This is a genomic window from Halomarina halobia (genome assembly GCF_029338575.1).
GTDB classification, from domain to species: domain Archaea; phylum Halobacteriota; class Halobacteria; order Halobacteriales; family Haloarculaceae; genus Halomarina; species Halomarina halobia.
In genome coordinates, this window is record NZ_CP119993.1 from 951877 (window position 1) to 975257 (window position 23381).

Genomic DNA, 23381 nt, shown 5'->3' on the forward strand with positions numbered 1-23381 from the left:
CTGGTGAAGCATTCATAACAACCTTTATCTAACGATTTGGCTCATATGCCAGTAATGTCACCGGATAGCATACCCCGACGAACCTATTTGAAGGGGACGAGCACACTGGCGGCGATGGCAACAGCTGGGCTGGCCGGCTGTTTCAGTAACGAACCTGCAGGTAACGGATCGGGGAACTCGACGCAGAGTACGCCGTCGGACGGTGCTGACGCGCAATCAGGGGGCGGAACAGTGAACTATGGTGGAATCGCGACAGTTAACGCCGGTGACTGGGCAAATTTCAAGAAGCAGCACGGCGCAAACGTCAATTTTGTTACTATCGGAAATTCACCGGGGGACCTGCTTAGCACGCTCCTTGCAGGAGGTGGCCGGCAGCTATATGACCTCATAGCACCGGTCGGCGGAATTCAGCCGCCACTGGCATCCCAGGAACTCATTCAACCCATCAAGACTGATAAGCTGAAGAATTGGGACCGCCAGTACGATTACTGGCAGACCGACCAGGGAAGGGATTTCATAAGTCACGGCGGTGATATCTATGGAATTCCTATCGTTTGGCAAGGTGATTCGGTAGCGTATCTCCCTAATGAAACCGGTAGAGAAATTACATCCTACGGCGCACTGTTCGACGAGGAGTTCAAGGGCAGGACCGCTATCGAGGACAACTACACGACCGCGGGTCAAAAGACGGCGATGTACCTGAAGGCGACGGGAAAGGCCGATATCGACAATCCGCGGAACATGACCGAGGCCGAGTTTGCGTCGGTGGTTGACTTCCTCATTGAGCAGAAAAAAGACGGTCAGTTCCGGACGATGTGGAGTGGATTCCAGACAGCCGTCAACCTCATGGCCGAGAAAGAGGTCGTCGTCATGGACACCTGGGAGCCCGTGGTGTTCTCGCTTCGCGATAAGGGGATAAAGGCCGAGTACGGCATTCCTGATGAGGGGTATCTCCTGTGGGCAATGGTCGATTACCTCATCAACCCCCAGGAGGAGTGGTCGGATAGCCACGAAGACCTCGTATACAGCTTCGTCGACTGGCAACTCGATGGCTGGTATGGCGCCAAGATAACGGCACAGACGGGATATATGACTAATCCAGCAGCAATTGAATACGCGAAGAACGACGATGAGTTTGACGCTTCGGAGATCGAGGAGATTCACGAGGGCGTCAAAGCAAAGTTTCAGGAGGTCGGCGGATCCTGGCAACAACGATGGCCCGATAACCGCGAAGCCTACGAACGACACTGGCAGCGCCTTCGGAATGCCTAGCTAGTGTGTTATTAAGCATGAATGTTATCACTCGACATAACGCTCCCTATGCCCAACTGCTGCCGGTAGTCGTCTTTCTTGGCCTATTCTTCGTCGTGCCGCTCGTAATGACGTTCCTGTGGGGATTCTGGCCTCGCGTGGATTTCTGGATGCAGCCAGGATTCACCCTTGAAGCGTATCGAGCGTTTTTCGAAACCGGCCGCGTCGACATCTATCTTCGAAGTCTCAAGCTCAGTGTTATAACTGTCGTCGGTGCGCTCGGAGTCGGCTATCCCGTCGCGTACTACCTCGCCCGCAAACTCGATGAAAACGTGGCGTTCCCGATTCTCTTCGTGTTCGTCCTCCCGTTTATCATTAGCAGCATCGTCCGTACGTTCGCGTGGCGTTTCCTCTTGGGTCGAAACGGTCCGATCAACCAGATACTAATGGCAAGTGGGGTCATCAGTCGACCAATCGACCAGTTACTGTTTTCCGAGGGAGCCGTCATCATCGGACTCGTGACAGCCACTATTCCGTTCGTCATCTTCCCCGTGTGGCTCTCGCTTCGGAGCATCAGTGACTCATTGCTGGAGGCGAGCGCGGACCTCGGAGCGCACCCACTCACTACGTTCCGTCGCATCACTCTGCCCCTGTCGTTCCCTGGCGTATTCGCGGCGAGCATCTTCGTGTTCGTCACGGCCTTCGGCTCGACGGCAATTCCAGTGCTGTTGGGCGGCGGTGGGTTCAGCACGATCGGCACGGCCATCACGAGTGTGTTGGGGGTACTCAACTATCCGCTCGCCGCCGCGATTAGCACGATATCGATCGTCACGATGTTGGTGTTGCTCGGATTGTGGGTGTACTTCTTCGATCTTGAGGAAATGATCACGCTTGGAGGTGGATACTAAATGGCGGACACGACCGAATCCGTGAGCGTCAGTCGATCTCGGTGGGAGTCGCTACCGGACCTCTCAGAGAAGACCGTCGATAACCTCTTCGCTATGTATACTGCACTTGTCATCTTCGTGTTGCTGCTTCCGTTGCTGTATCTCCTGCCGGTTTCACTCAACCCTGCCGGTTTGGCACGAATTCCGTTAAACCCGAGTCTCAGATGGTATACGGACATCCTGAATAACCAGGCGCTTATCGCGGCACTACGCCAGTCGATTACTCTCGGGTTGTTGACGGCCGCCGTGACGACACCGCTCGCGTTTCTCGCGGCTGCCGGGACGCGCAACGTCGCCCGCAAGAGTGCCGTCATCGGGTTTTTTCTCCTTCCAGTATTCATGCCCGGGACCAGCGTCGGTCTCGGGTTAGCGGTCTACTTCAAGCTGCTTTCCGTGGAGCTCTCGCGCTGGACGATGCTCGTCGCACACGTCCTCTGGACGTTCCCGTTTGCGTACATTATCATTCTCACCAGCATGGCCTCGTTTAATCCACATCTGAAGGAGGCTGCCTACGATCTCGGTGCGAACGAGATCCGCGCGTTCCTCGACATCGAACTCCCGCACATCCAGCCAGGACTACTCGGTGCGGCTATATTTTCGTTCACACTCTCGTTCAACGAGTTCTCGCGAACCGTCTTTGTGCGAAGTGCAACCGACACCCTGCCGACGTATATCTGGGGACGCGTCCAGAACCTCGGGCTTGACCCGACTGTATACGCGATTTCCGGGGTGACGATCGTGGTTTCGATCGTGCTTTTGGTAGTCGTCGGCTACTTGGTCATCCAAACACAGGAGGAAGACACGCCATGACGACGCTTCTACTCACTGGATACGAACCGTTCGGAGAGTACGAGACGAACCCCACGAGTCGGTTGGTTGAGGCGCTCGACGGAACCAAAACAGGAGAAGCGACGGTCGTCGGACGTGAACTCCCCGTCGTCTTCGACGATGCCCTCCCTGCTCTCCGCGGCTATCTCGAAGAACACGAGCCGGTTGCAGTACTTTCGACGGGATTGATGCCGGGGCGCGCCGTGCTCACGGTCGAGCGTGTGGGCATCAACGTCCGCGATTACGATGGTGTGCCGGACAACACGGGGGCCGAACCGGTCGACCAACCCGTGGATCTTGAGGGGCCGGACGCGTACTTCGCAACGCTCCCAGTCCGCGAGCTCGTCGAAGAGCTGCAGGCAGTTGGCGTGCCGGCTCGCATCTCGAACACCGCCGGTACACACCTCTGTAACAACATCCTCTACGCGACCCGCCATCATATAGAGACGAACGGCCTCTCGATTAGATCGGGATTCGTCCACACTCCGTTCTCACACGAACAGGTCGCTCGACGCGGGACCGACGATCCGAGCATGCAGTTCGAGACGATGCGGACTGGGATCGAAACCATGCTTCGCTACCTCGCGACGACCCACGAGTAACGGACGCATAGAGTGATCCTAACCGCCTCACGCCTGCCGTGCCGAACTGACCGACTTCGAACTTCCAGTGAGACGGCCATTATCCCTACCGTGCCTGTATAAGGAAGGCACTCTCGTCCTCGAAATCGACGCGAAGCGGGTTAACCCTCCTGCGATGCGAGAAGCTCCTCGATGTACGTCACTGTGTTCTCGACGACGGTGTCATAGATCTGTTCGCCCTTCTTTGGACTGGCCTTCGTCGGATCACCGACGTGTCCAAGATACCCCTCTTCCGGGCGACGACGCGTGCTCGGAGACAAGACGGTGTCGTCGAGATCAATGAGGTTGTTTGAGTGGAACCGCGAGAAGCCTTTGTGAGTTTCACGGACGAACGCTTTCTCTTTGACCAGCTCCGGATGTTTGGCTTGCATGAACGACGTTTCGAACTCACCGCCGTGCATACCATCTTCGGCTCCTCCATCTCGGAGGCGTTCATGGACCTGTACTCCGATCCTGAGCGGATCGACGATGGCAAAGTGGGATTCTGGATGAGCTTCGGTGGCCTGCTTCGTCGCGGTCTCGATGGCCGGAAGGTTCGCGACGCGGTGCCCGTTGATGGTGATGATGTTCTCGAACCCGTGGAGGGCGAGACTGTCGTAGACATCTGTGAGGAGTGCAACGACGGTTTCCGTGGACAGCGAGATCGTACCCGGAAAGCCGAGGTGGTGAGCGGCGTCACCGAACCAGATCGGAGGGGTCGTCAGGACGTTTGCAGTCTCAGCGATACCCTCGGCTAGGTCAAGCGCCTGATAGGCATCGACGCCGAGCGGGAGGTGCGGACCGTGTTGTTCGGTCGAGCCGATCGGAACCAGCACTACCGGGCTGTCGTGGTCCTCGATGTATTGGTCGACGTCCTGCCAGGTGAGGTCTTGCATCCAAACCGAACCGCGATCGTTAGTTGTCATAGGTTTCCTTAGTGGTCGAATTGCGGGTCGTCATCGTCGCTTCTGGGTCTACGATCTTCCCATCGCGATTATCTTCGAGTCGGGCATCCTGCGACCGGTTCGCTGGATCGCCATATCCACCTCCACCGGGGGTACAGATAGTGATGGTCGTTCCGGCGGGCACGTCTACGGTTGTCTTCGCCGAAACGGATTTATTCCCGATGTAATTCTCACCTTTGGCACCGGCTTCGCCACCTACCATACCACGGGGAGCATGACGCCGCCGTTCGGTGAGCAACGAGACGACCGCGTCGGTCAGTACGGTTATTTCGCGGACCAGACCGAGACCGCCTCGATAAGTACCAACACCACCGCTGTCTGTCCGTAGGGCGTACGTATCAATCCGGAGTGGATACTCGTTTTCAAGCGCCTCGATCGGGGTATTGAGCGTGTTCGTCATCCCGACCTGGACGCCGTCCATTCCATCTTTCGAGGAGCGAGCGCCGAATCCGCCGCCGATCGTCTCGTAGTACGTGAAGCCTTCGCCGTCACGGGTTCCAATGATGACGTTGTTCATCGTCCCCTGACTCTGTGCGGGGATGCGGTCGGGAACTGCTTCGGCGAACGCAGCGAAGACCGCGTCCATTACCCGTTGGCTGGTTTCGACGTTCCCACCGACGACTGCTGCTGGGGGGCGAGGATTCAGCACGGTACCCTCGGGCGCCGTCACGGTGACGGGCTGATAACAGCCGTGATTTGGCGGAATACTCGGATCAGTCACGCTTCGTACGACAAAGTAGACGGCACTCTTGGCCACCGCGAGAGGCGCGTTCATGTTCCCCGCGACTTGCGGCGCAGTCCCCTCGAAATCCACCGTTATCGACGGCCCATCCACAGTCACCCGAGCTTCGATTGGAATGTCCGCCTCGGTGACACCGTCGCCCTCAAGAACTTCTCGTGCGGTGTACGTGCCGTCCGGAAACGATTCGATCTCGGTCTCTATACGTGTTCGGGAGTACGCTACCACAGCGTCGAACGCCTCGAGTACGCGCACCTCACCATGTTCGTCGAGCAGATCACCGAGTCTCGTCTCAGCGCGATCATTTGCCGCGAGTTGCGCCTGGATATCGGCACGCCGTTCGGCACTGTTTCTGACGTTCGCCAGCAGTAATTCGAGGACATCCGTATTTGTCTTCCCGGCAGCCCGCAAGCGTACACCCGGCAACCGAACACCTTCTTGGTATATCTCGGTCGAATCAGCAGGCATACTGCCGGGCGTCATCCCACCAACGTCGGCGTGATGGGCACGCGTCACGGCGTACCCCAGAATCTCGCCACGGGGCGCAACTGGCGAGACGATAGTGATGTCCGGCAGGTGTGTGCCGCCCGCGAACGGATCATTGAGGAGGAACGCGTCACCGGATTGCGGGTTGCGTCCACGGACTGCTTCGACGGCCTGCGGCATCGCGCCAAGGTGGACAGGGATGTGCTCAGCCTGGGCGACCATCAGACCATCCGCGTCGAACAGGGCGGTCGAGCAGTCCTGACGCTCTTTGATGTTCGGCGAGTAGGCGCTTCGGATGAGGACCTGCCCCATCTCTTCGGCGACGCTCTCGAGTTGGTTCCGGAGGATTTCGAGCAAGACGGGGTCGATGCATTCACTCATCCCCGTTCACCTCCATAACGAGGGTCCCGTCAGGCTGAACCGTACCGATCCAACCGGGTTTGAGGACCGTCGTACTCTCGGATTGCTCCAGGATTGCCGGGCCGACGATCTCGCTACCAACCGGGAGCGTCTCTCGGTCGTACACCGGCGTTTCGTAGCACTCGCCCTCAAAGTACGCCTCGCGTGCAGTCTCAATCGTCTGCTCGTCAGCAGAAAACGTCGTAGGTGGTGTCTGTCGTTCGACTGTCGCCGTCGTCCGCAGGTTCACGAGGTAGATCTCCTCGTCGAGATGGTAGCCGTAGGCGCGTTCATGGGCAGCATGAAATCGATCCCGAATCGTCTTCGCGTCGAACGAGTCGTCGACTCGAACCTGCAGCTCAAAGCTCTGTCCGTGGTACCGAAGATCCGCGACTCGCTCGACCGTCGCCGTGGCTCTGTCTGCTACATCGACCTCCGTCAGCGTATCCTCGACGAGCGTTTCGTATACGCGGTCGACATCGACCGGATCGACTTCCGAGAGGGGGGACCGGTAGGTCCGTACAGAGTCGTACTTTTCATCGGCAGCGAGGAGGCCGTACGCCGAGAGAACGCCACTCGGAAGCGGAACGACGATGGTCGTAATATCGAGCTGTTCGGCGAGCGCTGCCGCGTGGAGTGGACCAGCACCACCGAACGCCACCAGTCCGAAGTTCCGTGGATCGAATCCCCGTTCGACGGTCACGGCACGGATTGCACGCGTCATCTTCGCGTTCGCCACCTGATAGACGCCGGCGGCTGCATCGAGCGCCGTATCGATGTCGGCTTCGGCCGCAAGGTTCACCAGTGCAGCGTCAGCCGCTGCCTTGTCGAGCGAGAGTTCGCCGCCGAGCGAAGTGCTCTCGCCGATGTAGCCCAGAACGACGTTTGCGTCTGTGACGGTCGGCTCCTCACCACCCTTGCCGTAACTCGCCGGACCGGGCTCTGCGCCGGCTGAGTCGGGCCCTACCCGGAGCGCGCCCCCGGCGTCGACCCAGGCGATGCTGCCACCGCCGGAGCCGACAGTGTTGATGTCAACGACGGGAACGCGGATGGGGTGCCCGCCGATGGACGTATCCGTCGTTCGCTCGATGCATCCGTCGCGGATGAGACTGACGTCGCTCGACGTGCCACCCATGTCGAACGTAACGAGGCCCTCGAGATCGTAAGTATTGGTGACGCTCGATGCGGTCCGGTTCGCGCCGACAACACCTGCTGCTGGGCCTGAGAGCGCCGTTGTCACGGCGTGTTGGCGTACCGTCTTGGCATCAGCGATGCCGCCGTTTGACTGCATGATACGCGGCTGTGGCATACCCACGGCCGTCGCGCGCCGCTCCAGCTGGCTGAGATATGCGTCGATCGCTGGAGTTACGTAAGCGTCGATCACCGTAGTCGACGTGCGCTCGTACTCTCTGAACTCGGCGAGGACCTCATGGGAAGCCGAGACTGGGATGTCTAGACGCTTGCGGAGCATTTCGACAGCGGTCTGCTCGTTCTCCGGTGATGCATACGCGTGGAGGAACGAGATCGCTAGGCTCTCAATGTCGCTATCTCCGAGGTCGACCGCAAGTTCGTTAAGTTCTGACTGGTCGATGGACCGTTCGACACCGTCGGTTGTGGTCCGTTCTGCGAGTTCGAACCGACGCCGCCGTGGCACCAGCGGCGTCGGCTTCTCGGCATCGAGGTCGTAGAGATCAGGTCGTGACTGACGGCCAATTTCGAGTACGTCACGGAATCCAGCAGTCGTGACGAGCGCTGTCTTCGCACCGTTTCCTTCCAAAAGTGCATTCGTTGAGACGGTCATTGCATGCGTGAATTCCCCGATATCGGCAGGTTCGGTGTTAGCCTTCCGACATGCCTTCTCGACACCATCCATGACACCCTTACTCTGGTCAGTTGTGGTTGGAACCTTCGCCGTGATCAAATCCCCCTCAACGACGAGTGTGACGTCGGTGAAGGTTCCACCAACGTCAACACCTATCTTGGCCTCGATCATTGCAACACCCCATGTGATTCCATCGGGTGTCGATACACGATCAATAGTGGCCGGTCGCCCATCCGCGGTGCAATCATTGTCACTCAGTGAGCAACGAACCGCTAAAATGGTGATTAAGAACCCACCCTTCGCGGATATGAACCCGTATGAAGGTGTGCTGTTCGAGGAGTCGGACTACCTAGTTCTGTGTTCGGTAACGATGACCTTCGAAACACCCTGTGCGATTTCGATCTCGAACGGGAGTTTCGCCGTACTCTGCTGGATGAACTTCGTCATAAACCATTTGATCTTCTCCGTTGGGAATACTACGTGGTAGGTGTTCGTATCGGCCTGCCTGACCTTCAAAAAGCCACAGACCGAGAGCCAGTCCAGTAGCTCGCTGAGTGTCGAGAACCGCGAGCGATACTCCTCTGCATGGTACTCGGCGACGCGATCGATGACTTTGGCAAATTCTGGATCGGGTTCTCCAGCCGAGACCTCGACGTAGTCGAGCAATCCGTGAAGGAAATCGATGTCGAGTAGGACGTGTTCTCCGCTCGAAAGCATCTTGTGGTACTGTTGCAGGTTCGTGCTTGTAGCTGTATTCGCAGCCTGAAAGTTCGCTGCATAGAAGAGCAGTGCTTGCCGTACAAGTTCGCTCTGTCCTTGTCCCGTCTGACTCACGAGATCGTCGAGCGCCTCCCGCGAATCTTTGTCAAGGGAGACCGTGAGGCGGTCGCTAACCATATCTTCCTTAGCCGCTTCGAACATAATACTGCATCGTAAGGATGACGTGCTGTTGATAGAAACCCCGATCAGTCATCAAAGAGAGCGTCAGCTTTACGAGCGGCCCGTTTCGGAGGCGTACACTGGTACCACGGATAACTCTCGAATAGTAGTATATGAACTCGCATAATATCACTCTCCACCGACAGCCTAGCTTGCGTTTACTAGGTGACTACACGTCAACATACCGTAGAATAGTATCCAGGGTAGTACTCTCTCTGGTGCGCAGGTATCATTTATCCATTAGAACCGGTCTAAATTAGATGATACTATAATATTCTGTAGATTTACCCGCCAAGTGATTACGTCAGACATTAGAAATATGTTTTCAATAACAATTTCTGGTTGTTGAGATAGTGGACGTAATGCCATCGTCCCTCCCCCGCGTTTCGATTGCCATTGGCAGCGCGACAGTCCACCACAGTGTCATCGCCGGGAACGCTGTCGGGATTGGGGCGTGGATTCCCTTCTTCCGCGATGACGAGCCAGATACGCCAGTCAATGCGACGCACAATTACTGGGGGGCAAGCGATGGCCCGTCGAGCAATACCGACACGCCTGATCACTACTATGCTGATCCTGTGACGGGGAGGCTGGCAAACAGTAGCGGGAATCCAATTAGTGGTCGGGTCGATGGCGACCCCAACGAGTCGAACGTCCACTTCGACCCGTTCTTGACGGAGAACCCGTCCGAACCTCCAGAATCTCCCTCAGAGACGCCGACTAACGACGGCAACGAGGAAGGGGAGAAGGATCGAACTCGGCGACGCCTGCTACGCCTCCGGCGTCTGACGAGCCAGACACGTCACCGCCTTCACCCCGAATGATAGCGGTCAGACAGTCGCAAACGGGCCTGGGTTTAGTGCGTGGTCTGTACTCATTGCTTCGGGACTTGTAATGCTCCTGCTCCTCCGTCTCACCACTTGAGAAGAATTCGTGTTCAGAGGTGTATTGGTGCGAGCACTGAGTAGAGGGCCACATATCGTCTTCGCCACTTGCTGAGATAAAGAGCAACAGGAGAGCGGAGAAGCGAAGTTGGATTCATCTGAGTGACGAGTATCGAGACGCTCACGCCCCACCAGCGCGCACTCTACGACATCCTGGCCGAGGAGGGTGAACTCGAACCGGCCGATCTGTACGCCGCCTACCAGGAACGCGTCGACGAGCCGAAGACTGATCGCACTGTGCGGAACTACCTCCAGAAACTCGCCCAGTACAACCTCATCACGATCACCGGCACGAGTCGGGATCGGACCTACGTCGTCGAGCGCCGCGAGTAGGTGGAAACGGCTCTGTTGAACCCCTCAAGCGGTGATCGGCTCGAACAGACGTGCTGCATACAGAGGATATATTCAGTAGAGTGCTTTCCACAGCGGAGGGTGATAACGAGGCGGATTGATTGAACTGTATCATGTTTATTTTCCCTTGCCCAGACTAGGAGACATGGGCAAAATTACTGCGTGGGAGTTGATATCGGCGGATGGCGTCATGGAGACGCCCGAAGAGTGGGCGTCCGCCTTTCACAATGACGAGATCGCGGAAGCAAGTGCATCGATGATGACTGATTCGGGTGCGTTATTGCTGGGACGAATAACGTACGAGGACCTCGTCTCCCACTGGCCCAACCAACCGGAGGGTGACCCGATGGCGGACTACATTAATATCGTCTCTAAGTTCGTTGTTTCGACGACTCTGGAAGAACCGCTCGAGTGGAACAATTCGACACTCATCAACGGGAATATCGTAGAAGAGATCACTCAGTTGAAACAGCGGTCAGATCAGGATTTCACGATACTCGGCAGTGGTGCTCTCGTCCGATCGTTGCTTAGCGATGGTCTCCTCGACGAGCTCATGATATTGGTTCACCCCTTGCTCGTGGGAAGTGGCAAGCGCCTCTTTGGGGACGGTAGTGAGCGGGTGGACCTCGATTTAGTGGATTCCCAGATATTCAGTACAGGCGTTGTCTCTCTCACGTACCGGCCAGCAGGGATGGAATAACGCGTCTTCGATATGTACGCGGGTGTAGTTACCACCAGGTTCGCTAACTTGTCCGTGCACGATACGCGCTCTATATTCACCACGACCGCTGAAACATATCACTGATTGATGATTTCAACACGGCCGAATTGCTGTAATGCATATCCGCGTAGTTAACGCAGGGTGGCGACTCCCCGCTGATTCGTGATATAGATGGGTGGGCTGCCAGTCAGCAACGGAGGCTGCGGCGTGAAGCCCGTAGCCCGGGCGGCGGCGACCGCCTTACTCCGCCTTCGGGACCTCCACCAGCCGGGCGAGGTTCTCCAGGGACATGCCCCAGCCCGTCGCGGCGTCTTCTTCGGGGATCGGCTTGGGGATGCCCTCCTGGCGCACGGTCACCTCGGTCCCCCCCTCAACCTCTTCGAGAGTGATGGTCACGGTCATCTCGCTCTGCATCTCGGGTGCATCCGTCTCGAATTCGTCTGTCTGGACGATGCGCTCGTGGGGCACCAGTTCCACGTACTCGCCACCGAAACTGTGCTCGTCGCTCTTGTCGATCGAGGTGAAGGTCCCGCGGTACGTTCCACCGACCTCACCGTCGGCGTGGTCGTACGTGGCGGTGTAGCCCGCCGGTGGGGAGAACTTCGCCAGGGCGTCTGCGTCCAGAAACGCGTTGTAGATGCGCTCGGCCGGCGCATCGATTACGCGGCTCACTTCGATGCTTCCCGTCTCCGGTTCGTCTGTTTGGTTGCTCATGACTGATCGTCTCTTTCGACTTGTTGCGCGATGGCCTCCAGCGTGTCCTCCCAGAAGATCCGGTACTGGACGATCCAGGAGAAGGCTTCGGACAGGGGCTTGCCCTGGAGCGCGCACCTGCGCACCCGACCTTCGTGGGTCTGCCGGAGCAGTCCGGCGTCCTCCAGCACGCGCAGGTGTTGGCTGATCGCCGACAGGCTGACGTCGTGAGGCTCGGCCAGTTCGCTCACGCTCTGTTCACCCTCGGCGAGTTGCTCGATGATCGAGCGCCGGGTGGGGTGGGAGAGCGCGGCGAAGACTGCGTCCAGATCAACGTCAGGATGCTTAAGCATCTTCTAAACTATTGTGGGCAGAGTACTTAAGCATTTGCTTAAGTAAGGTACGTCGGGCCCAGGACCTTGAGAAGGATCGACGAGCCAGCATCCCTCGTGGTCCAGTTTGAGGCCCCTGGGCTACCGCTCTACCACTGGCGAGGTGACCGATCGACCCGTTCCGTCAATCTCTGTGGTGAATATATCTCCTCGAATCAGCAGGCCTATTCTATCAGTATGATGGGATGGATCTGCATCATTGACCCTGTCTATTCCCACGGTAGAAACGCTAAGCTCCTCGCCTCCCTACACCGAATATGACTGTGGGAATCGACAACATCCAGTTCCTGGCCACGTCGGCCCACCGCGTCGGCGTCCTCGAAGTGTTGCGCGATGGACCGGCCGACCGTCGAGAGCTGTGTGAGGCCACCGGCGCCTCCTCGCCAACCGTCGGACGGGTGCTCGCCGACTTCGAAGAGCGTCGGTGGCTCGTTAGGGACGGCCCCACGTACGGGCTGACCCCCCTCGGCGAGTACGTCACCGACCGGTTCCTGGCTCTCCGGGACGCGATGGAAATCGAAGAGAAGCTCCGCGACGTCTGGCAGTGGCTGCCGGTCGAGATGCCGGGCTTCTCCGTCGACCTCTTCGCCGACGCGGTGGTCTCCTACCCCGGGCCAGGGTACCCCTACGAGCCCGTCGAGCGGCTCGGCCAGCTCATCGCGTCGACCTCGTCATTGCGCGGGTTCGACAACATCGTCTACAAGTCGAGCAACCTCGAGACAGCCTGTGGCGCGGTCCTCGAGGAAATGACGTTCGAGTACGTGTTCACGCCCGAGGCCCTGGAGGGGATGTTTGCCTGGAATCCGGACCGAATCATAGAGGTCGCCGCCTGCGAGAACGCGACCGTCCTCGTCCACGACCACCTCCCCGACGGCGACCGCTGCGGCCTCGGCATCGTGGACGACCGGGCCGGAATCTGCTGCCATGACGCCGAGACCGGGGCGCTCGTGGCGGTCATCGACACCGACGCCTCGGAGGCCCGTGACTGGGCCATCTCGGTCTTCGAGCAGGTTCGCGCGGAGGCGACCCCGGTAGACCCCGCCGCCTTCGAATCCCGTGCACCGTCGTAACACCCCTGGCGACGACCGCCGCCGTCGGACTGGCAAACCGGTCTGCCGATTGCCTCTGGCGTAGCAGGGACCCGTCATGCCCGAGATTTCAAGGCGTGAAATTCTGCACGCGGCATCATCACTTCCTTCCGGCGCGTACGCTTGCCGAGGAACGAACCATGATCGAACGACACAACACCGTCGTCATCGGCGGCGGCCAGGCCGGACTGGCGACCGGGTACTACCTGCAGCAGCACGACCAGGACTTCGTCATCCTCGACGCGGGCGACCGCGTCGGCGACGCATGGCGGGCCCGCTGGGACTCCCTCCGGGTATTCACGCCCGCTCGCTACTCGAGCCTGCCAGGGATGGACGTTCCGGGCTCACCGTACGCCTTCCCCACGAAGGACGAGGTGGCCGACTACCTGGAGACCTACGCCCAGCGGTTCGACCTACCCGTCGAACTCGGCGTCCGCGTGGACGGGCTAGAACGGAGCGGCGATGGCTTCCTCGTGAGCGCCGGCGATCGGCGGTTCGAGGCGGACAACGTCGTCGTGGCGATGGCGAGCTATCAAGTCCCGAAGGTCCCGGATTTCGCATCGAAGCTCTCCGACGACATCGTCCAGCTGCACACGAGCGGCTACCGCAACCCCGATCAGCTCCAAGATGGGGGCGTGCTCGTCGTCGGTGCGGGCAACTCCGGTGCCGAGATCGCCCTCGACGTCGCCGGCGCTTCGCGCCGGCTGCAAGCGAGACGCGGAGCGTCTCGCCCTGTCGCCGACGGACACGAGACGTGGCTGTCAGGCCGGGACGTCGGCCACGTGCCGTTCCACATCGACTCGTGGGTCGGCCGTCACCTTGGGGTCCCGTTCGTGATGCGCGTGCTCTTTCACCGGATCTTCACGACGGGGACGCCGATCGGGCGCCGTATCCGCCCGAAGGTGCTCTCACAGGGCGGCCCGCTGGTGCGCACGAAGCCGAGTGACCTGGCCGCGGCCGGCGTCGAACGGGTGCCTCGCACGACCGGCGTCCGCGACGGTCGCCCCGTCGTCGGAGACGACGACGTTCTCGACGTCGAAAACGTCATCTGGTGCACTGGCTTCCGCCCTGACTTTTCGTGGATAGACCTTCCGATCTTCGACGGGAAGGAACAGCCCAAGGAGCCCGTCCACGTGCGCGGCGTCGTCCCGGACGAGCCGGGACTGTACTTCGTCGGCCTATTCTTCCTGTACGCGATGACGTCAGGGCTGTTCACCGGCGTCGGCAGGGATGCAGAGTACGTCGTCGACCACCTGACGCTGAGGACACGGCAGCAGCCGCCTCGTCCGAGCTATACCGGATCGGCGGATGGACTCCTACAGCAGTCGTAGTCGAGTTCGATGTCGGTCCTGAGTCTGAGAACGGCTAGTCTCGCGAACGTTGCCATCTCACGCGGTCTGACTCATCCTACCGTGGAGCTAGATCACCCGCGGTGAGCGATACGCCCGCTGCATCTTGCACACGACTCGTATCAGTTGTTGAGGGTTTCAACAAGGCCGTGGAAACGTATCTGGAAACCCTGTCGTCACGACGTCCTGCTGACGTCTGAAATTACTTGCTTAGCCCGATCTCTCTGCCGCTAAGAGGCGTTCGACAGTAGCGCTGGTGTACGACTGCAGCGGTATCTGGAAGCTCTGGAAGCGACACGCCGTCGCTTATCCGAGCCACTGATGACTAGCGACCCATGCGACACAACACAACTGGCGGCCCTGACCTGCCAGCACTGGGGTCGGGGATTCAATTACTTGACACTGAGGACGAGATCGTCGGGCCGTTACAGTCACTCGTCGTCGATCACCTACTCCTGAACGAGGGGTGCGCCTACTGGGTCGATTCGCACGGCCACGCGACGACCTCTGTACTGACACGCTTGGCACCGAGTGATCGCTTCCTCGATCGGATTCACGTCGCCCGGGGCTTCACGCCGGGGCAACACTACCAGCTCGTCAACTACCTATGCGAACATCTCGCCGAGACAGGCGGTGAGGAGCTTACACTCCTCGTGTGCCCGGCGCTCGACGGACAGTATCGCGCTGATGAACTCCACCGGGGCGAGGGGGAGACGATGCTGCTGAAGACGCTCGCGCGACTGGCCGGGCTCGCGCGCGAGTACGACGTCCCCGTTCTCGTGACGCGCCAGCAGGCCGACGAATTGAGCGCACCAATCACGAGCGCTGCCGTCGAGACCATCCACTGTGAACAGACGCAGTTCGGGCCGCGATTCACGGCCGACGGATTCGAAACGCTCGTCTATCCTGATCGCGGGTATCTGCAGACGACGCTCGCGTTCTGGGAGCGCGTTCTTCAGACGCGCCATGCGACCGCTTATGCAGGGAAGACACGGCAGCCAGCGGTAGTGGGGTGGGGGTGAGCCATGGGTCGTACTAATCCCACGTTCCGGGATCTCCTTCGGGCGTACGAGGATCGCTGGCAGGCCTATCGACGAGCGCTCCGGCAGGTGGATCAATCCCTGTTCGATCAGCTCTTCGAGTACGCGCGTCAACACGCCAATGCGAGTGGCTACCTCAACTCAAGCGAGCCACTCTTTCCGCTGCTGTTCTCGGTCGATCTGGAACAGGAGCACCGTCTCGACGATCTCGAAGCCCGACTGAGCGATCTCGAAGCCGACGAGCCCTCGACGTCCGTCGATGCCGTTCACGATTGACTACCTCGACGATGGGGTGCACGTCTGGTCGAAGACGGATGCCGGTGCCGTTTCTGACCGCCACGAGCAGTATCACCCGACGATCTACGTCGCCGGAACCACACAGTCCGCGCTTGGATCCATCCACGAGTACCTCCGCACCCTCCCGGGGGTTGTCGCGACGGACGTCGAGCAGTGGCGCCGCGGCTTCCGTTACGAACCAGAACCGGTCTTACGCCTCGATCTCGACTCACTATCGGCAGTGCAGGAGACGGCGACCACGATCCGAGGATGGGGTGAGCCCGGCGAGTTCCGACTGTTTAACGTGGATTTTTCTCGCGAGTTCCGCTACTGCCTGGAAACGGACTCAGACCCAACGCCGCAGGCTCCACTGACGCGTTGTACGATCGACGTCCCACCGCACTCACTCGGCGAGGATCACCTCTCGCTGACGGTCGACGGCGACCCGCTGGAGGGTGACGTCCTCACCATCGCCGAAACCCTCAAAGCGTACGTGCTCAAGCGGGATCCAGATGTGCTGGTGGTTTCGACGAGCGACCTCTTCCCGGTGCTCTTCGAGGAGGCTCGGCTGGCTGGCCGTGCAGACTACCAGCTCGGCCGGCTCCCCGGGATACAACAGCTCGCCGGGCGTTCAACGTACGAATCCTACGGCCGCGTTGGTCACTCGCCCGCGCGATATAACCTTCCTGGTCGGGTGATCATCGACGAGTCGAACGCGTTTTTCTGGCGGGAAACGAACCTCGAGGGCTTACTCGATCTCGTCGGGCGCTCGCGAAAACCCCTGCAGGAACTCGCGTGGGCGTCGATCGGGAACGTCCTGACGGCGATTCAGATCCGCGAAGCGCTCTCACAGAACGTGCTCGTGCCGTGGCGGGCGTGGCGGCCGGAGCAGTTCAAGACGATGCGCCAGCTGCACGCCGCCGACCGCGGCGGGTTCACCTTCGCCCCCGAGGTCGGCGTTCACGAGGACGTTCACGAACTCGACTTCTCCTCGCTCTATCCGAACATCATCGTCACGCGGAACGTCTCGCCGGAGACAATTCGGTGTGCCTGCCACGAGGAACGCGAGGACGTTCCCGAACTCGGGTATGCAATCTGTGACGAGCGAGGATACCTGCCGGACGTCCTCGCACCGCTCATCGCGGATCGTGATGCGATGAAACGGGAACTGGCGGAGACAGATGATGCAAAGCGTAAAGCAGCTCTCGACGGGCGGTCGGCGGCGATCAAGTGGATTCTCGTCTCGTGTTTCGGCTACCAGGGGTTCAGTAATGCGAAATTCGGTCGGATCGAGTGTCACGAGGCGATCAACGCGTACGCGCGAGAGATCCCGCTGACGGCCAAAGAGCGTCTCGAAGCCGGCGGGTGGCACGTCGTTCACGGCATCGTCGACAGTCTCTGGGTGACGCCCAGTCCGGACCGGGAGCCAGAACCACTGGCCACGCTCGTCGACGCAATTACCGAGGAGGTGGGGATTCGACTCGAATACGAGACCGCCTACGACTGGATCGCGTTCTGTCCGTTCCGTGATTCAGAGGCGGGCACGCTTACCCACTACTTCGGTCGACGAGCGGGTGTGCCAGCCAAGTCAGACGAGGCGTTCAAGTATCGAGGGATCGAGTGCCGCCAGCGCTCGACACCCCCCTTCGTCGCCGCCGTCCAACGCGATCTCATCCGAACGTTCGATCGATCACGATCGCCGGAAGCGGTCTGTGATCGGCTTCGGACACATCTCGGCCGACTCCAGGCTGGACTCATTCCGGCCGACCAGCTGGCGATAACAACGCGAGTGTCGAAATTCCGTGAGGAGTACACCCAGGCGACGCGGTCGGTGGCGGCACTTGACAGAGCGGCCCAGAAGGGAATCGAGTACTCGCCCGGCCAATCGGTTACGTACGTGGTACTCGACGACGACGCGAGTGGCCGCGATCGTGTTGCGCTCATCCATGAAGACCCCGAGGAGTATGATGTAGAGTTCTATCGCGACCTGCTCGTTCGGGCGGCTGAGAGCGTCTTCTCGCCCATCGGCTGGCGACGCGATCGCATCTCCCGCTTTCTCGCGGAGTATGACGACAAAACGCTTGATACGTACAGGTGATGTACTGACTAGAGTATTGGCGGGCACGAACGACGGCCGCCTCATCAGCTGTGCTGACGCTGGAGCATGGATCGATGGGGAACGGGTGTCGACCGCCGGTCGATCACGTACTGTCTACTGAATCCATGTAGTCTCCTATTATCTCATAAAAGAGAGCTTAGCTAGCTGTTTCAGCTATCGTGAACGATCGTCTTACGAACGAACCGAAGATACTCCTCAGCAACCCACTCCCCCCGACCAGTGAGGTCGTATTCCTTCCGGCGCTTATCGCTTTCCTTCGTCTGTTTACTGGCTAACCCAGAGTCGACCATGCGATCGAGACTCGGATACAATCGCCCGTGATTGATGTCCTCTGGATAGAGCTCCTCAAGCGCGTTCTGAAGAGTCACGCCCGCCACTGGTCCAAATCGATAGATGAGACAGAGTAAGTTGATCTGAAAGGCCGTGAGGTCTGTCGGCAGATTATACGTCGAGAAATCAACCGAACTGGCGCTCGGGGGGTTCCCGCCAGCAGATCCGGTCTCGTCTGGTGGATCTGAATCAGCCATGCCCCACCGTTCTAGTACCAATACTTAAAATTCTGCGTTTCAATTTAGATCGGGAGGAAATATTATCACATTTGATAAGGCATTGGACGATCGGTTCGTCGGTGGTCCTCACCCAGAGGTGTCATCACGTACGGCTCCTGTTCGTGATCCTGCTGTGGCACCTCCTCGGCCATTCATACGTACCGAAGACGGTAGATGGTCTACTACTGAAGTATGGTCACGGGTTGTTCTGAATGAGTATCTCTGCAAGACTGCTGGGCTGAATAACGCTCGATTACCGGTATCGGAACACAATAGGTAGCCGTCTCGGCGGAGTATTCTTGCTAATGTTGTGTGCCGAAATCGCTTGTTATCATCCAGGAAAGTTACATCGATGTTGTTATCTGAGGTTTTTAGTACCGTCACTATAATAAACCACGTATGCGCCATCGTGACGGTGTCGCACGATCCCTGATCGTCCTGCTCGCGTTCAGTGCAAGTACAGGCATCGCTGCCGCCCAACAAAGCGAAATCAACAGCTCGCTCACTCAGATCGAGGAGTTCGTGGCGACCACGCTCGGCCAGATCGGCGTGATCGTCTTTCTCATCGGCGCGGCCCTCTGGTTTGTTTCCCGCCGGAGTGCTGATCGGGCACAATGGGGCTGGCGGGCGATGTGGGGTGGTGCCGGGATGATCGTCCTCTCGGTCAGTTACAACGTGTTCGTCAGTCTCTTCGAAAACCTCGCTCCAGGGATGGTTGTCCCACTCCTGCCCTGAGCAGTGCATTCGGGGTACGGGGTACCGTGGTCGATCCCCACTCCGCCACCTCTCACATTGCCTCTATGATGGACCGTCGTCCTCTCACTGGCCTGCTGGTCGTTGCCCTGCTCGCGCTCCCGCTCGGGAATGCGGTCACGGCACCGGTCGGTGACGCGCCCAACGGTTCGACGCACGCCTTCATCTCCGACGACCGTGACCCGGATGCTGGAACGCTCCCCCCGTTCGTGCTCCCCGGCATCGACGACGTCGTCCGCACGGAGAACGCCTCGCTGGCGAACATCAGTCGGATGCGTGATTTTTCGTATGCGACGACACAGCCGCCCTATCGCGCCGGCCCGAACCAGCAGACACTCAGTGAGTATCGCCGCGCCCAGTTGGACTCGATTCGGCGCAACGAATCGACGAGCCTCTGGTTGCCCGATTCCCAGCGTTCGAACGGGACGGTCGTCAAAGACGCCCACATCACGATTCTCGGCACGAAGGAAGGTGCACAGACACGCATCGGTACTGGCGAGGGCAACCAAACCGAAAACGCCAGCAATCGACTGCTAATTCCCCGAAACGGGACGGTCCTGACCTATCTCGATTACTCGACGCTCCTTCCGAACCGGACGTGTACCGTCGTCAGCGACACCAAGACCTGTTTCTCGTACACGCTCCTCGATCAGCAGGTCAACCGGAGCGTCCGAATCGGCACTCAGACGTGGGACAGTGATTCAGCGTCGCCGCGCCAACTCGAGTACGCTGGGGCGAACGCGACCGAGCCGACGACAATGGAGGTACGCGCGACGATCAACTCGACCGTCACCGTTCAGAAGACGTCGTATGCCCGCGACGGCGGTGGCTGGCAGCCATCGAATACGACGGCTGATGAGACGCTCACCCTCTCGCACACGGTCCAGGACAGCACTCCAGTGGTCGTCACGACAAACCAGCACCTCAGCGTCACACAGACGGTCGTCCGCTCAGAGGAGGGAATCGACCGGATTGTCCTCCAGTTCGAGGCCCCACAGACGCGGAGGCTGCCTGCGGATCGACGCGACTACTACGACGAAGTGCAGGTTCTCGAAGCAGAACGCCATGCAGCCCTTCGGGATCAACTCTGCCAGCTGTGTAGGCAGGTCGGGCGACAGCTCTGGGCAACGAAGGCCTGGGTTGTACTCGTGCTCCTCACTGTTGCCGTCGCGATGGTCTGGCTGTAAGGGACGAAAGCGAGAGACGGTCGACGTCCATCCCCTCAGGGGCGTGATGGCAGCCGCAGTTCGTCATCGACCTCGTAGAGATAGCCCTTCAGGAGCAGCTGCTCGATGTGTGCTCGTGCGTCGGCACGTTCGATACTCTGATGAGCGACGGCGTCCTCGCGCGTGAGAGTCTCGTCAGTCCCCGCGCTGTCGAAGTACTGCTCGAGATGATCGAGCGCGGCTTCCTCACTGGAGTTGATCGGGGCCGCGAATTCTCCATTACGTAGAGTATCGGTGTCTCCGGGTTTGACGATTGGGGTCATCATCGCGCTTCGATATACGGCTATGATGTGTAGAGTAGCGCTTGTCCGTCTGCGAGTTCGTCGTGGGACGGATATCACACGGGAGTCCGTAGTACACACAACATGAACAGCGGAGAGGGGGGAGTTGAGGGGTCTTGCCCGGCCACGTAGTGCCTCTGACAGGGGAGGAGTAATCCTCCGAGCCTACCGTGACAACCATCACGTATAGCCCTGTTATGTTAATATCATGACCTTGTTGAAACGATTATTTAGTGATAGGTCTCAGCGGTCGTGCTGAATAGAGGGCGCATATGCAGCGCGGATGGAACCGCATAATCCGGCCGTTACTCTGCGGAAGGATACCGCGCCCCGAGATCCCCCTCCCAGGGCTGCACGTGTCCCGGGAGCAGGGTGACGTGGCCGAGCGTACCCAATTTTCGTGCGGACTCCATCTGTTGGCCTTTATCGTAGTTGAACAGGTTCCCGCCTCGCACGGGCTCAGGCGCCACAGCCTTCCCACTCATGATATCCATCGTAATCAGGGCGTCGCCAGAGAAGAGGATTCGTCTCTCTGGCAACCAGAACGAACAGTGTTCCTTCCTATGTCCAGGTGTAGCGATCACTTCTGGGTGACCGGGGACGTCTAATACCTGCCCGTCGGTGAATGTGTGTGCCTCAGCGATGGGTTCCGCGTCGGTCATGCCAGCCTGCATCAGCGCGCGGATGAATCGCGCGTACGCGGGCCGCCACATGAAGAAGAAGAGTGCGAGCGGTGGCTTGCCTAAGCCGTTCAACGCTGTCTCGTACCCCTCTTCGGGGACCCAAACGGGAATCCCGGCCTTGCGTAGCGGTTCTGCGAGTCCGATATGATCCGGATCGACGTGCGTGAGAATCACCGCCTTGATGTCGGTCATTTCGGCGCCGATACACTCGAGTCCGGCCTCCAGCAGTTCCATTTGCGCAGGGACTCCTGCATCGACCAATGTGAGTCCATCATCGTCCTCAATGAGGTATATGTTGGTCATGGTCGAACAGAGCTGGTAGACCCCATCGGCCACCTCCGTGGCCACTTGCTCTTCTCTGAGCTGGGATTCGATGTTCCAAGGGATTCGCATGTTCCGTTGCGTGACGATCCCTTTCAGGGTTTCTTGTGCTGTTGCCATAGGCTTCTCTGGTGTTTGAACCTCTGAGAAAATCCTACTGGGTCTCGACGACACTGACCAAGGAGACGAACTCGGAGAGTCACAAAGAATTACGGCTCGCGAGAGGATAAACCTATGTTATTAATAATAGAGAATGAGTGCCTGTCCCCAGTTCCCAGCATGCTGCATGCACGCTCTGAATCTCGCAGGTCGGTTCTGACAGATAGAGGCCAACCGAGTATTTCGCCACACGCAGCGTATTAAATCGTATGAGACAAGACGTGGCATTCGAATCGGAAGGCGCGGAACTGAGCGGATGGTTCTATTCGCCGGACACGTCGCCACCGTGGCCGTTGGTTGTCATGGCTCATGGAACCTCCGCAACCAAACAGATGGTGCTCGATAGGTATGCGGAGGTCTTTGAGGCAGCAGGCTTTGCGGTGTTGCTGTACGATCACCGAGGCTTCGGTGCGAGTGGGGGTGAGCCACGTCAGCAGATCAACCCCTGGATCCAGTCACGGGGGTATCGTGATGCGATCACCTTTGGGACCACGCTCGATAACATCGATCCGACTCGTATCGCTGTCTGGGGCGATAGTTACAGTAGCGGTGCTGCGCTGGTCGTGGCCGCTCTCGACGAACGAGTTGTGGCGCTGGTCGTTCAGTGCCCAGCGCTCGGAGAGGATATGCCGCCGACCGATTCCAATGGATCCCTCCGGGAATCGATGAAACGGATGGTACGCTCGGGGACTATCGACCCCGGGGCGAACGAGATCGCGGGTCCAATGCCGGTCGTGTGGGACGACCAAGATCGAAGCCCGTCGGCACTCAAACCCGAGACGGCATTTCGGTGGTTCACCGGGTACGGAACGCGTCCGGGAACGAACTGGCAGAATGAGGTTACGATTGTTCGTCCCACGGATCCCGAGTGGTCGCCCGGACTGTGCGCGCCGGACGTTTCCTGTCCGGCGTTGTTCATGGTGTCGCCCACGGACGAGATGGCCCGGGCCAACCCTGCCGTGGCACGCGACGCCTTCGAGCGACTCGCCGGATCAAAAGAGTGGGTCGATATTCCAGGTGGTCATTTCGGACTGCTGTATTACCCCAGCGAGACGTTTGACCGAGCATCAACCGCTCAATCTCGGTTCCTCACTGAGAATTTTCTCTCCCCGGGTGATCGAGAATAGATGTTTCGTCCTGTCGTGGCACTGAGCCCACCACTGTGGAGCGTGCCTCTGTCAACCGTTGTCAGCCGGTTGTTGGAGTATGAAATCACCCCGACTGTTCCCTAAATAAGTGGAAACACGGAACCGTCTCTGCAGACTACATCCTCTATCTTGCACGTCCCTACTGACAGCTCCCCGGTAGTTCGTTGTGGCACTGCGAGATAGAGTGGGCATATTTCCCATGACTCGGAAGAAATCTCCACCTGGAATCAAGACAGATGACGGAAAATATATGGTTAATAATCTTGCATAACTACATATACTCACACCGCCTA

23 protein-coding genes are annotated in these 23381 nt (G+C 59.0%); 14 read left to right on the forward strand and 9 right to left on the reverse strand.

Annotation, left to right across the window (positions count from 1 at the left end):
- Positions 1 to 54: 54 nt before the first annotated feature.
- From P1K31_RS19830 to pcp, 4 genes are all read left to right on the forward strand, one after another.
- A complete protein-coding gene (locus P1K31_RS19830) occupies positions 55 to 1272 on the forward strand; it encodes an ABC transporter substrate-binding protein (RefSeq protein WP_276306086.1) in 1218 nt (405 codons plus the stop codon).
- Between the two features lie 107 nt (positions 1273 to 1379).
- A complete protein-coding gene (locus tag P1K31_RS19835; RefSeq protein ID WP_276306087.1) occupies positions 1380 to 2159 on the forward strand; it encodes an ABC transporter permease in 780 nt (259 codons plus the stop codon).
- Positions 2160 to 3008 carry an ABC transporter permease gene (locus P1K31_RS19840; RefSeq protein WP_276306088.1) on the forward strand — a complete coding sequence of 283 codons (849 nt, stop codon included), beginning with the start codon at positions 2160 to 2162 and terminating at the stop codon, positions 3006 to 3008.
- The gene (pcp, locus tag P1K31_RS19845) at positions 3005 to 3628 is read left to right on the forward strand and encodes a pyroglutamyl-peptidase I (RefSeq protein ID WP_276306089.1); all 624 of its coding nucleotides are present in this window, start codon (positions 3005 to 3007) and stop codon (positions 3626 to 3628) included. Before P1K31_RS19840 ends, pcp begins: the two co-directional genes overlap by 4 nt.
- Before the next feature lie 140 nt (positions 3629 to 3768).
- Here the strand turns inward: pcp and P1K31_RS19850 are convergent, their stop codons facing one another.
- The 4 genes from P1K31_RS19850 to P1K31_RS19865 all read right to left on the reverse strand — a co-directional run bounded on the left by P1K31_RS19850 (position 3769) and on the right by P1K31_RS19865 (position 8954).
- Positions 3769 to 4542 (reverse strand): creatininase family protein, encoded by a 774-nt coding sequence (locus tag P1K31_RS19850; RefSeq protein WP_276306090.1) that lies wholly within the window; start codon positions 4540 to 4542, stop codon positions 3769 to 3771.
- Positions 4543 to 4561: 19 nt separating this feature from the next.
- Complete coding sequence (locus P1K31_RS19855; protein ID WP_276306091.1) at positions 4562 to 6217, reverse strand: hydantoinase B/oxoprolinase family protein; 1656 nt, start codon at positions 6215 to 6217, stop codon at positions 4562 to 4564.
- On the reverse strand, positions 6210 to 8228 hold the full coding sequence (locus P1K31_RS19860; protein ID WP_276306092.1) for a hydantoinase/oxoprolinase family protein: 2019 nt from the start codon (positions 8226 to 8228) through the stop codon (positions 6210 to 6212). Before P1K31_RS19860 ends, P1K31_RS19855 begins: the two co-directional genes overlap by 8 nt.
- Before the next feature lie 174 nt (positions 8229 to 8402).
- Positions 8403 to 8954, reverse strand: coding sequence for a ribbon-helix-helix protein, CopG family (locus tag P1K31_RS19865; RefSeq protein WP_276306744.1), 552 nt, complete (start codon positions 8952 to 8954; stop codon positions 8403 to 8405).
- A 1088-nt stretch (positions 8955 to 10042) separates the two neighbouring features.
- Here P1K31_RS19865 and P1K31_RS19870 point away from each other — a divergent pair.
- Both P1K31_RS19870 and P1K31_RS19875 read left to right on the forward strand, forming a co-directional pair.
- Entirely contained in the window at positions 10043 to 10273 is a 231-nt protein-coding gene (locus P1K31_RS19870; RefSeq protein ID WP_276306093.1) for a hypothetical protein, read from the forward strand.
- A gap of 163 nt (positions 10274 to 10436) precedes the next feature.
- Positions 10437 to 10991: a dihydrofolate reductase family protein gene (locus P1K31_RS19875; RefSeq protein WP_276306094.1), complete on the forward strand. Its 555-nt coding sequence runs from the start codon at positions 10437 to 10439 to the stop codon at positions 10989 to 10991.
- A gap of 261 nt (positions 10992 to 11252) precedes the next feature.
- Here P1K31_RS19875 and P1K31_RS19880 read toward each other — a convergent pair whose 3' ends face one another.
- Complete coding sequence (locus P1K31_RS19880; protein WP_276306095.1) at positions 11253 to 11726, reverse strand: SRPBCC domain-containing protein; 474 nt, start codon at positions 11724 to 11726, stop codon at positions 11253 to 11255.
- Entirely contained in the window at positions 11723 to 12058 is a 336-nt protein-coding gene (locus tag P1K31_RS19885; RefSeq protein WP_276306096.1) for an ArsR/SmtB family transcription factor, read from the reverse strand. The genes P1K31_RS19880 and P1K31_RS19885 overlap by 4 nt, the downstream gene beginning before the upstream one ends.
- 296 nt (positions 12059 to 12354) lie before the next feature.
- Between P1K31_RS19885 and P1K31_RS19890 the strand changes: the two genes are divergently transcribed.
- From P1K31_RS19890 to P1K31_RS19910, 5 genes are all read left to right on the forward strand, one after another.
- A complete protein-coding gene (locus P1K31_RS19890; RefSeq protein WP_276306097.1) occupies positions 12355 to 13167 on the forward strand; it encodes a helix-turn-helix transcriptional regulator in 813 nt (270 codons plus the stop codon).
- A 158-nt stretch (positions 13168 to 13325) separates the two neighbouring features.
- Positions 13326 to 14516, forward strand: a complete 1191-nt coding sequence (locus P1K31_RS19895; protein WP_276306098.1) for a flavin-containing monooxygenase — start codon at positions 13326 to 13328, stop codon at positions 14514 to 14516.
- 353 nt (positions 14517 to 14869) lie between these two features.
- On the forward strand, positions 14870 to 15556 hold the full coding sequence (locus P1K31_RS19900) for a hypothetical protein (protein ID WP_276306099.1): 687 nt from the start codon (positions 14870 to 14872) through the stop codon (positions 15554 to 15556).
- 3 nt (positions 15557 to 15559) lie between these two features.
- Positions 15560 to 15850 carry a DUF8156 family protein gene (locus P1K31_RS19905; protein WP_276306100.1) on the forward strand — a complete coding sequence of 97 codons (291 nt, stop codon included), beginning with the start codon at positions 15560 to 15562 and terminating at the stop codon, positions 15848 to 15850.
- On the forward strand, positions 15834 to 17948 hold the full coding sequence (locus P1K31_RS19910; RefSeq protein WP_276306101.1) for a type B DNA-directed DNA polymerase: 2115 nt from the start codon (positions 15834 to 15836) through the stop codon (positions 17946 to 17948). Before P1K31_RS19905 ends, P1K31_RS19910 begins: the two co-directional genes overlap by 17 nt.
- 170 nt (positions 17949 to 18118) lie before the next feature.
- On the opposite strand, the gene P1K31_RS19915 is transcribed toward P1K31_RS19910, so the two are convergent.
- On the reverse strand, positions 18119 to 18496 hold the full coding sequence (locus tag P1K31_RS19915; protein ID WP_276306102.1) for a helix-turn-helix transcriptional regulator: 378 nt from the start codon (positions 18494 to 18496) through the stop codon (positions 18119 to 18121).
- 420 nt (positions 18497 to 18916) lie between these two features.
- On the opposite strand from P1K31_RS19915, the gene P1K31_RS19920 reads away from it, so the two are divergent.
- Together P1K31_RS19920 and P1K31_RS19925 are read left to right on the forward strand one after the other, a co-directional pair.
- The gene (locus P1K31_RS19920; RefSeq protein ID WP_276306103.1) at positions 18917 to 19252 is read left to right on the forward strand and encodes a hypothetical protein; all 336 of its coding nucleotides are present in this window, start codon (positions 18917 to 18919) and stop codon (positions 19250 to 19252) included.
- A gap of 26 nt (positions 19253 to 19278) precedes the next feature.
- Positions 19279 to 20457 carry a DUF8186 domain-containing protein gene (locus tag P1K31_RS19925; protein ID WP_276306104.1) on the forward strand — a complete coding sequence of 393 codons (1179 nt, stop codon included), beginning with the start codon at positions 19279 to 19281 and terminating at the stop codon, positions 20455 to 20457.
- 35 nt (positions 20458 to 20492) lie between these two features.
- Here the strand turns inward: P1K31_RS19925 and P1K31_RS19930 are convergent, their stop codons facing one another.
- Together P1K31_RS19930 and P1K31_RS19935 are read right to left on the reverse strand one after the other, a co-directional pair.
- A complete protein-coding gene (locus P1K31_RS19930) occupies positions 20493 to 20759 on the reverse strand; it encodes a hypothetical protein (RefSeq protein ID WP_276306105.1) in 267 nt (88 codons plus the stop codon).
- 323 nt (positions 20760 to 21082) lie between these two features.
- A complete protein-coding gene (locus P1K31_RS19935) occupies positions 21083 to 21901 on the reverse strand; it encodes an MBL fold metallo-hydrolase (RefSeq protein ID WP_276306106.1) in 819 nt (272 codons plus the stop codon).
- A gap of 248 nt (positions 21902 to 22149) precedes the next feature.
- Here P1K31_RS19935 and P1K31_RS19940 point away from each other — a divergent pair, with 248 nt between their 5' ends.
- Positions 22150 to 23067 (forward strand): alpha/beta hydrolase, encoded by a 918-nt coding sequence (locus tag P1K31_RS19940; RefSeq protein ID WP_276306107.1) that lies wholly within the window; start codon positions 22150 to 22152, stop codon positions 23065 to 23067.
- The last annotated feature ends 314 nt before the right edge of the window (positions 23068 to 23381 follow it).

Excerpts from the sequence above, each read along its gene's own strand:
- P1K31_RS19910 (WP_276306101.1), top strand. The coding sequence starts at position 15,834 with ATGCCGTTCACGATTGACTACCTCGACGATGGGGTGCACGTCTGGTCG.
- P1K31_RS19850 (WP_276306090.1), bottom strand. The coding sequence starts at position 4,542 with ATGCAAGACCTCACCTGGCAGGACGTCGACCAATACATCGAGGACCAC.
- P1K31_RS19940 (WP_276306107.1), top strand. The coding sequence starts at position 22,150 with ATGAGACAAGACGTGGCATTCGAATCGGAAGGCGCGGAACTGAGCGGA.
- P1K31_RS19875 (WP_276306094.1), top strand. The coding sequence starts at position 10,437 with ATGGGCAAAATTACTGCGTGGGAGTTGATATCGGCGGATGGCGTCATG.
- P1K31_RS19900 (WP_276306099.1), top strand. The coding sequence starts at position 14,870 with ATGCGACACAACACAACTGGCGGCCCTGACCTGCCAGCACTGGGGTCG.
- P1K31_RS19895 (WP_276306098.1), top strand. The coding sequence starts at position 13,326 with ATGATCGAACGACACAACACCGTCGTCATCGGCGGCGGCCAGGCCGGA.
- P1K31_RS19890 (WP_276306097.1), top strand. The coding sequence starts at position 12,355 with ATGACTGTGGGAATCGACAACATCCAGTTCCTGGCCACGTCGGCCCAC.
- P1K31_RS19935 (WP_276306106.1), bottom strand. The coding sequence starts at position 21,901 with ATGGCAACAGCACAAGAAACCCTGAAAGGGATCGTCACGCAACGGAAC.
- P1K31_RS19905 (WP_276306100.1), top strand. The coding sequence starts at position 15,560 with ATGGGTCGTACTAATCCCACGTTCCGGGATCTCCTTCGGGCGTACGAG.
- P1K31_RS19830 (WP_276306086.1), top strand. The coding sequence starts at position 55 with ATGTCACCGGATAGCATACCCCGACGAACCTATTTGAAGGGGACGAGC.
- P1K31_RS19860 (WP_276306092.1), bottom strand. The coding sequence starts at position 8,228 with ATGATCGAGGCCAAGATAGGTGTTGACGTTGGTGGAACCTTCACCGAC.
- P1K31_RS19930 (WP_276306105.1), bottom strand. The coding sequence starts at position 20,759 with ATGACCCCAATCGTCAAACCCGGAGACACCGATACTCTACGTAATGGA.
- P1K31_RS19915 (WP_276306102.1), bottom strand. The coding sequence starts at position 18,496 with ATGGCTGATTCAGATCCACCAGACGAGACCGGATCTGCTGGCGGGAAC.
- pcp (WP_276306089.1), top strand. The coding sequence starts at position 3,005 with ATGACGACGCTTCTACTCACTGGATACGAACCGTTCGGAGAGTACGAG.
- P1K31_RS19880 (WP_276306095.1), bottom strand. The coding sequence starts at position 11,726 with ATGAGCAACCAAACAGACGAACCGGAGACGGGAAGCATCGAAGTGAGC.
- P1K31_RS19885 (WP_276306096.1), bottom strand. The coding sequence starts at position 12,058 with ATGCTTAAGCATCCTGACGTTGATCTGGACGCAGTCTTCGCCGCGCTC.
- P1K31_RS19920 (WP_276306103.1), top strand. The coding sequence starts at position 18,917 with ATGCGCCATCGTGACGGTGTCGCACGATCCCTGATCGTCCTGCTCGCG.
- P1K31_RS19855 (WP_276306091.1), bottom strand. The coding sequence starts at position 6,217 with ATGAGTGAATGCATCGACCCCGTCTTGCTCGAAATCCTCCGGAACCAA.
- P1K31_RS19835 (WP_276306087.1), top strand. The coding sequence starts at position 1,380 with ATGACGTTCCTGTGGGGATTCTGGCCTCGCGTGGATTTCTGGATGCAG.
- P1K31_RS19865 (WP_276306744.1), bottom strand. The coding sequence starts at position 8,954 with ATGGTTAGCGACCGCCTCACGGTCTCCCTTGACAAAGATTCGCGGGAG.
- P1K31_RS19840 (WP_276306088.1), top strand. The coding sequence starts at position 2,160 with ATGGCGGACACGACCGAATCCGTGAGCGTCAGTCGATCTCGGTGGGAG.